At 63.1% G+C, this 7,434-nt stretch carries 7 protein-coding genes; 6 read left to right on the top strand and 1 reads right to left on the bottom strand.

Going from position 1 to position 7,434, the window contains the following annotated elements; translation table 11 throughout:
* Nucleotides 1-40: 40 nt before the first annotated feature.
* Nucleotides 41-1,507, bottom strand: coding sequence for an autotransporter family protein (locus tag GM909_RS15485; RefSeq protein WP_157017380.1), 1,467 nt, complete (start codon nt 1,505-1,507; stop codon nt 41-43).
* Between the two features lie 355 nt (nt 1,508-1,862).
* On the opposite strand from GM909_RS15485, the gene GM909_RS15490 reads away from it, so the two are divergent.
* The 6 genes from GM909_RS15490 (at nt 1,863) to GM909_RS15515 (ending at nt 7,147) form a co-directional block, all read left to right on the top strand.
* Nucleotides 1,863-3,275 carry an FAD-binding oxidoreductase gene (locus GM909_RS15490; protein WP_235911915.1) on the top strand — a complete coding sequence of 471 codons (1,413 nt, stop codon included), beginning with the start codon at nt 1,863-1,865 and terminating at the stop codon, nt 3,273-3,275.
* Nucleotides 3,272-4,009, top strand: a complete 738-nt coding sequence (locus GM909_RS15495) for a FadR/GntR family transcriptional regulator (RefSeq protein WP_157017385.1) — start codon at nt 3,272-3,274, stop codon at nt 4,007-4,009. The genes GM909_RS15490 and GM909_RS15495 overlap by 4 nt, the downstream gene beginning before the upstream one ends.
* Nucleotides 4,010-4,012: 3 nt before the next feature.
* Complete coding sequence (locus GM909_RS15500) at nt 4,013-4,459, top strand: VOC family protein (protein WP_157017387.1); 447 nt, start codon at nt 4,013-4,015, stop codon at nt 4,457-4,459.
* A 92-nt stretch (nt 4,460-4,551) separates the two neighbouring features.
* Nucleotides 4,552-5,604: an ABC transporter substrate-binding protein gene (locus GM909_RS15505; protein ID WP_198174276.1), complete on the top strand. Its 1,053-nt coding sequence runs from the start codon at nt 4,552-4,554 to the stop codon at nt 5,602-5,604.
* 14 nt (nt 5,605-5,618) lie between these two features.
* Nucleotides 5,619-6,392 (top strand): ABC transporter ATP-binding protein, encoded by a 774-nt coding sequence (locus GM909_RS15510; protein ID WP_157017389.1) that lies wholly within the window; start codon nt 5,619-5,621, stop codon nt 6,390-6,392.
* The gene (locus GM909_RS15515) at nt 6,389-7,147 is read left to right on the top strand and encodes an ABC transporter permease (protein ID WP_157017391.1); all 759 of its coding nucleotides are present in this window, start codon (nt 6,389-6,391) and stop codon (nt 7,145-7,147) included. Before GM909_RS15510 ends, GM909_RS15515 begins: the two co-directional genes overlap by 4 nt.
* The last annotated feature ends 287 nt before the right edge of the window (nt 7,148-7,434 follow it).

Genomic DNA, 7,434 nt, shown 5'->3' on the forward strand with positions numbered 1-7,434 from the left:
TCACCGACTTCCGGTGCCCACGTCCAGCTCGGCATCACCCTCACCAGTTGACGCGCAGGCCGATCTTGCCGCCGACGCTCCAGGTATCGCCGTCGAAGGTGGTGTCGTAATCGACATTGCCGTAGAACGTGGTGGAGGCGTTCAATTGCATGCTGGCGCCGATCTCGCCCTCGATCCACGTCTCCTCCAGGTCCTGCCTGAACGGGACGAAACCGGATGCTGAGGAGAACTCCGTCGTCGCCTCGGCCAGGAACTCCCGCCACAGATTGACACGGCCCCACACGGTGGCGAGCTGCGCCGACGCCACGCCATTGCCCTGCTCCTCCGGGCTGACGGCCCAGATCCGCGCCACGCGCGCGCCGACCCGGCCAGCGAGCGAATCGACGTCCTCGAAGCGGACTGTCGCCGCTCCGTCGTTGAGGTCATCGAAGCTGATGTTCTGGTACACGAGTTGCGCCTGCGGCTCGACCGTCCAGCCATCGCCGAGGTCGAACGGATAGCCGCCCTCCAGTGAGGCGGCCAGCCCGACGCCGTCGGTTTCGCCGTCCCGCAGGCCGCGGTGGCTCGATGTCGTCATGTCGTAGAAGGTCGCCTGGGCCACCGCATCCAGATACCAACCGGTGGCGCCGAAATGCGTCCAGTAGCCGCCGACGCTGACGGCGTCGAAGGAGTCGTCGCCGCCATCGAACTCGACGTCGAGCAGGTTGTGGGTAACGTCCATCTCGCCATGACCGGCGGCGAAATACATCCCGGCATGGTCGCGAGAGCCGTCCCGATGCTCGGTGGCATAAAAATCCATGCCGGCTTGCAGCCCGCCGAAGGCGTAGTCGAACTCCGGTCCGCCGCCGTAGATGCCGAGCGGATCGCCGTCGGTGTGGCCGTACTGGCCGAACACGCGGCCCCAGATGCCGTTGAAGGTAGAGTCCTGCCAGAGGTCGGTACGGCCCCTCAGTTGCTCCTCTTCGCCGACCCGCTCGTGCAGGGTACCGATGAGATGGCGGCCGTAGATCACCGCCATCGGCTGGATCGCCATGTCGAGAGACACCTCCTGCCGGTAATTCGGGGTCGGCGGCGGTGGCGGCGGTGGCGGGCCAGGTGGCGACGGTGGTCCCGGAGGAGGAGGTGGCGGGCCAGGCGGCGGCGGTGGTGATGGAGGTAGCTGCGAGCGCAGGAACCAGTCGTCGGGCCCGGAGGCGTCGAGGCTGCCGCGCTGGAGCGTGTACTCGTAGGGACCCGCCACCGCCGGCGCGGCAAGCGAGAAGGCGCCGGGCGCCGTGGTCTGGCCGGTGACGTCGTCCACCACGAGGATGCCGTTGCCGGTCGTCAGTTCGCCAAGACCGCCGGCATTTGCGATGATCCGCGACGCGCTGGCGGGCTGATAGCGCCGGAGCGCCGCTCGTTCGCCGGAATTGATGCTCCAATGCTCAGAGCGGTGCTCAAGATATCTCTCAATGTCCGCTTTGCTTAAATCCTGGGGATTATGACCGTTGCCGACGTGCCAATCCATCAGGTCGCGAAAACAGGCTGAGCGATTGCCATGTGCACTCTGGGACTCTTAGAGTGGGATGGTTCTGGGCGAATAGGATATTGTTTTTGTTTAGAAAATCCATCTGGCGCACGCCGACGAATTCCCGGTTGGTCAAAAGACACTCGATCGACGAGGCGCCGAACAAGGTGAGATATACGGCATCTGGCGAGAACGAAGGCGCGTGAACCCGAGTTCAGAGCCGTGCAGAATCGACTTGTCATGTTGTAGGATAACCATATTATATTGCTGACTGAGATAGTGCGGCAGCCTCCAACTGCAACCCCGGATCGAGAAAGGGACGAAACTGAGCACTGCGGACAAGAACAAGACCGTCTTGTCGACCCTGCGTGGCGTTGTCGGTGGCGCACATGCGGTTCGCACAGGTGCGCAAGCGGTCGGCAATTTGCGCGACTGGGCGGGAGACCTCGAGGGCCACGCTCTCGCCGTCGTGCGCCCGGGGACGGTCGCCGAAGTTCAGGCCGTGGTTCGGGTCTGCAATGACTTCGGGCTGCCAATCATTCCGCAAGGTGGCAATACGGGGCTCGTTGGCGGAGCGTTCAGCACCGGGACCGACGATGCCGTGGTCGTCTGTCTGGACCGGCTGAACACTGTGCGGCGGGTCGATCCGGTCGGCATGACCATGCGGGCAGATGCCGGTTGTACATTGCAGCAGCTCAAGGACACGGCGAGAGCCGCCGGATGTCAATTCCCCATTGCGCTGGGGTCGCAGGGCAGCTGCCAGATCGGCGGCAATGCAGCAACCAATGCCGGAGGGCTCAACGTGCTGCGCTACGGCATGGCGCGCGATCTTGTCCTCGGCCTCGAAGTCGTCTTGCCCGACGGTGAACTGTGGAATGGCCTGTCGGCGCTGCGCAAGGACAACCGCGGCTACGATCTGAAACAGCTCTTCATCGGCTCGGAAGGAACGCTGGGAATCATAACTGGCATTGACGTCAAACTGCTGCCAGCTATTGCAGCCTCAGCGACGGCCTATGTTGGCGTCGCTTCATTCGAGCAAGCGATGGCTCTGCATGGAGATGCGAGGCGATCCTGCGCGGATCTGCTCGCCGCATTCGAGGTGATCGGCTCCGAATGCCTCGACATGGCGTATCTCGTGAACCCCGGCCTGGCGTTCCCGGTGTCCCCGCAATCACCGGTCCACATTATCCTGGAGGCCTCCTCCTGCGGCCCGGTGGATGTCCGCGCGCTCATCGAGAACTTCCTCGCATCGCAACTGGACTCGGGTCGTGTCTTGGAAGCGGTCGTCGCAGTCAACCAGGCACAGGCCGATGCCTTCTGGAACATCCGCGAAAGTATCGTGGAGGGGCAGGCCCGCCGCGGCTATCATGTACGCACCGATCTTTCCGTCGAACTTGGCGACGTCGCGCTCCTGATCGATCGCGCGCGGGCTCTCGTGGCGGGACACTATCCCGGCTGGCAGCCGCAGGCCTACGGTCATGCCGGCGACGGCAACGTCCATTTCAACGTGCTTCCTCCAACCGGGATGAACGAGACCGCGGTGCGAGGTGACGGCGATGCGCTGCTTGCCGACCTGTACTCGCTCGTTGTCGAGTTTGGCGGTTCGATCAGCGCCGAGCATGGCATTGGCCGTACCCGGCGTACCCAATACTGGTCCTCGCTGTCGCCAGTGGACCGGCGTCTGGTCGCCGCGGTCAAGCACGTGCTGGACCCCGGCGGTCTGATGAATCCTGGCTGCCTCGTGCCGACTGTGAAGGAGAACTCATGAGACAGAGATCACCAAGCATCGGAACGGTCGTGCCGCTTCCCAATCGCGTCGCAGCCCTGTTGAGCACGGAGATCGAGAGGGGAAAACTCAATCCTGGTTGTCGCCTCCCCACCGAGCAGCAGCTCGCCGACCGGTTCGGGGTCAGCCGCAACGTTGTCCGTGAAGCAATCGCGCAGCTGCGGGCCGACGGCATCGTCGAGGCACGACAAGGCGTGGGCGCTTTCGTCATGGCGCCCGAGCAGAGATCGGCGATCCGGATTGATCGCGAGGCCTTGCAGGACAGCTCGAACATGGAACGGCTGTTCGAGCTCAGGCGCATCCTGGAGACCGAAGCAGCCGCGCTCGCCGCTGCACGACGCAACGAAAGCCATCTGGCCTCGATCAAGGCGGCGCTCGACCGGATGGGCGGCGAGGAGCGATGGGAAGACGGCAGTATCGATGCCGATCTTCTCTTCCATCGCGAGATCGCGCGAGCGACGGGCAACGACTACATCCACACTTTCATTTCCTTCATATGCGAGCAGATCCGCCGATCGATCCACTACGCACGCATGACGAATCCGCTGCATGATCTCGTCGAGGTGAATGTGGGCGAGCATGCCCGCATCTACGACGCGCTGCTTGCAGGCGACCCGCGGGCGGCGGGCGAAGCCATGCGCGCCCACATCACCTGCGCCGCCGAGCGCGTTGGCGTGGGGTTGCCTGAAGTCTGCGGCAATGAATCGGGAGAATAGGCCATGCCGCTTGGAAGGGCGAGAAAGATCACTGACATCTGCCTGCTCGTGGAAGACATCGAGCGGACGGTCGATTTTTACGTCAACAAGCTGGATTTCCGCTTGCGACGCAAGGCCGAGGGTTTCGCCGATTTCTGCAGTGATGGCATTACACTCGCCGCTTGGGAACTCGACCATGTCAACCAGCATTGCGGCGTCTCCAATCGGCGAGCGCCTGTGGGCGCGCACAAGGCTTGTGTGGCCATGGAGATCGACCGCGCCGAAGAGATCGACCGGCTCTATCGCGAGCTCGTGGCACGGGGCGTGCCGGTCTATGCGGAACCGCGGGACTATGTCTGGAACGCGCGCTGCATCTACTTCAGCGATCCCGACGACACGCTGTGGGAGCTCTATGCGTGGATCGGCGCCGGTCCCGGCGATTACCACGAGGAGTATCGCCCCGACGGCTGAAGCCATTCGGCCGCGAGGCCGCCGCATGCTGGAGCGGAAGATATCTTCGAAGTAACGGGCAGCAGAACCCGTCAATCAAACAGGAGCCGACAATGAATGGGAACACCTTCAAGCCGAATATGAACCGACGCAAATTTCTTCAGGCCGGCGCGACCTTGGCGGCCATCGGACCAGGCCTGCAACTTTACGCTTCAGATAGCGCAGTGGCCGCCGACAGGATCGTCATCCAGTATGACTGGCTGATGTCCAACGGCCAGATCGGCGACGTGGTCGCCGTCGCCAACGGCTATTTCGAGGAGGCGGGCATCGATGTCCAGTTCAGCCCTGGCGGGCCCAACTCCGCCACCGTCCCCCCCGTCATCTCCGGCGCGGCCAATCTCGGGCAATTCTCCGAGACACCGCAACTCTTCAATGCTCGCGCCAGCGGCGTTCCGGTCAAGATCATCGCCTGCGGCTTCCGCACCGGCCCCTATGCGCTCACCTCTAGGCCGGACAATCCGGTGCGCACGGTGGAAGACCTGAAGGGCAAGAAGATCGGCGTTCAGCCCACCGCGCGCTTCGCCATGGACGCGCTGGCGGCAAAGAACGGCATCGACATCGACGAAATGACGATCATCAATGTCGGTTTCGACAAGGCGCCATTGGTGCGCGGCGAAGTTGACGCCATCGGCGGCTGGGTCACCAACACGCAGGCCCTGAGCGTCGTCGGAGACGACCGGATCGACGTGCTCCTGAGCGACATGGGTCTCAAATCCTACGCCAACGTCTACTTCGCGACCGACACCGCCATTGAAGAGAATGCGGATACGCTTTCCCGTTTCCTGACCGCTGCCGGCAAGGGTTGGGCCTGGATTCACGACAATCCGGAGGATGCCGTTGCCAAGCTCGTCGAGGCGCACCCGCAAATCGACCTGGAATGGGAACTGAAGACGATCGACCTCATTTTGAAACTCAGCTTCGATGCAGACACCGCGCGCGACGGCTGGGCGACCTTCGACCCCGCTTCGCTTGAGGAGCAGCTGGCGCTGTACGACGAGATCGGCCAATATCCCGGCGGGCGACCTGCGCTGGAGGACGTCCACAGTATGAAGATACTGGAGATGACGGCCGAAAGCCGGCCCAAGCTTAACACTCCTGGCGCTTGAACGCGGACGCCGGCATGGCAGTTGCCGTTGAAGCAAGATCGCTCGATGCCGGCTATCGTGGCCGGCACGAGACGGTCAAGGTCTTGGTCGGTCTCGATCTCGTCGTCGAGGCTGGCGCTTTCGTTGCCATTCTTGGCCCCTCGGGCTGCGGCAAGTCCACCTTCCTTCGCATCGTCGCCGATCTGCTCGATCCGATCGGCGGCGAGATCTCAGTGCTCGGCGAGCCGCCGCGCAACATCCGCATTCGCCGCGATGTTGGATTCGTATTCCAGGATTCCACCTTGTTGCCCTGGCGGACGGTACGCGACAATGTCCGGCTCCCTCTCGCCGTCGGCCGGTCGAGCCTGACCCGCGAGATCAAGGATCGGACAGACGCACTGCTCGAAATGATGGGGCTGTCGGCGCTCGCCATGCGCCATCCGCACCAGCTTTCCGGCGGACAGAGGCAACGGGTCGCGATTGCCCGCGCATTGCTCGGCGAACCGAAGCTCCTAATGATGGACGAACCCTTCGGCGCGCTTGACGAGATCACCCGCGACCGGCTCAACGACGAGCTCCTCAACCTTTGGCGCCGAACAGGCACAACCATATTCTTCGTGACCCATTCGATTGCAGAGGCGGTCTATCTCGGCGAGCGCGTCCTGGTGCTCGCCTCCAATCCCGGCCGTCTCCTCCTCGACCGCGACCTGCGTCCCATCAAGGCGGAGGGCAATCGCTGCCAGCGCGAGGATCCGGTTATCGTGGCGGTGATGGCTGAGATGCGCGCGGCACTGGAGCAGGCCTCATGAGAGGCGGAAAGGTTCTTTCTCCGGCGGCGGAGGCCATGCTGCCGATCCTCGGCGTGGCCTCGATCCTGCTAGCCTGGCAGTTCCTCGTGCCGCTCGCCGGTGTGCCGGCCTATATCGTCCCCACACCCAGCGCCATACTCGCCGTCTTCCAGAGGCACTGGCCGCTTCTGGTTGACAATCTGTGGCCGACCGTCATCGAAAGCCTGGCTGGCTTCGCCATTGGCAACCTGGCCGCGGTCGCCATGGCGACCGTCTTCGTCCACAGCCGCTATCTCCAGGCAACCTACTTTCCGGTTGTCCTGTTCTTCAACACGATCCCCGTGCTTGCATTGTCGCCGGTGATCATCCTCATCTTCGGCCTCGGCATGACGCCGAAGATCGTGATCGCGGCCGTCATTTGCTTCTTCCCGACGCTGGTCAACATGATCCGGGGGCTTGAATCGGCAAGCGTGAACGAGCACGAACTGTTCCGGGTGCTGTCAGCATCGCGGTGGGAGGTGTTCTGGCGCCTGCGTTTTCCGCGCTCGCTGCCGATGTTGTTTTCCTCGCTCAGGATCGCGTCGGCCACCGCCGTCATCGGCGCCATCGTCGGCGAGTGGATCGGCTCGGACAAGGGGCTGGGCGCGCTGATCATCCAGGCGACGTTCAACTACCAGTCGGACCGGCTCTATGCGGCGATCGTGCTCTCGTCGTCGCTCTCGATTACGCTGTTCCTTGTTGTGGTGATATTTGAACGCCGTTTGTTGCGGCCCTGAAGCGGATGGGTTCCCGGAAGCTCGCATCCAGCCCGGGTAGCATGGTGGCGGGCCGGATTTCCGGATTCGAAGCCCCACCAGGAGCGCCCGATCGCGCAGGAACATGGCATTCATGGTGGGGCCTTCAGGGAGTTCGTCCACCATGCCCTCGGACAAGCAGCGCTAAGGTCCGCTCCAGAGAAGGAGACGGTTGAGCGTATAAGAGGCTGTTTCGAAAGGGGTTGAGGGGCCGAGGTTCACGTGATTCCAAGGAATTGCGACCTTCCTGGAGATTCTCATGTGGACCC

Source organism: Mesorhizobium xinjiangense (assembly GCF_009749525.1).
GTDB lineage: Bacteria > Pseudomonadota > Alphaproteobacteria > Rhizobiales > Rhizobiaceae > Mangrovimarina > Mangrovimarina xinjiangensis.

Bases quoted from the DNA above. Each gene is read 5' to 3' on its own strand.
- GM909_RS15495 (WP_157017385.1), top strand. From the start codon at position 3,272: ATGAGACAGAGATCACCAAGCATCGGAACGGTCGTGCCGCTTCCCAAT.
- GM909_RS15510 (WP_157017389.1), top strand. From the start codon at position 5,619: ATGGCAGTTGCCGTTGAAGCAAGATCGCTCGATGCCGGCTATCGTGGC.
- GM909_RS15500 (WP_157017387.1), top strand. From the start codon at position 4,013: ATGCCGCTTGGAAGGGCGAGAAAGATCACTGACATCTGCCTGCTCGTG.
- GM909_RS15485 (WP_157017380.1), bottom strand. From the start codon at position 1,507: ATGGATTGGCACGTCGGCAACGGTCATAATCCCCAGGATTTAAGCAAA.
- GM909_RS15505 (WP_198174276.1), top strand. From the start codon at position 4,552: ATGAATGGGAACACCTTCAAGCCGAATATGAACCGACGCAAATTTCTT.
- GM909_RS15515 (WP_157017391.1), top strand. From the start codon at position 6,389: ATGAGAGGCGGAAAGGTTCTTTCTCCGGCGGCGGAGGCCATGCTGCCG.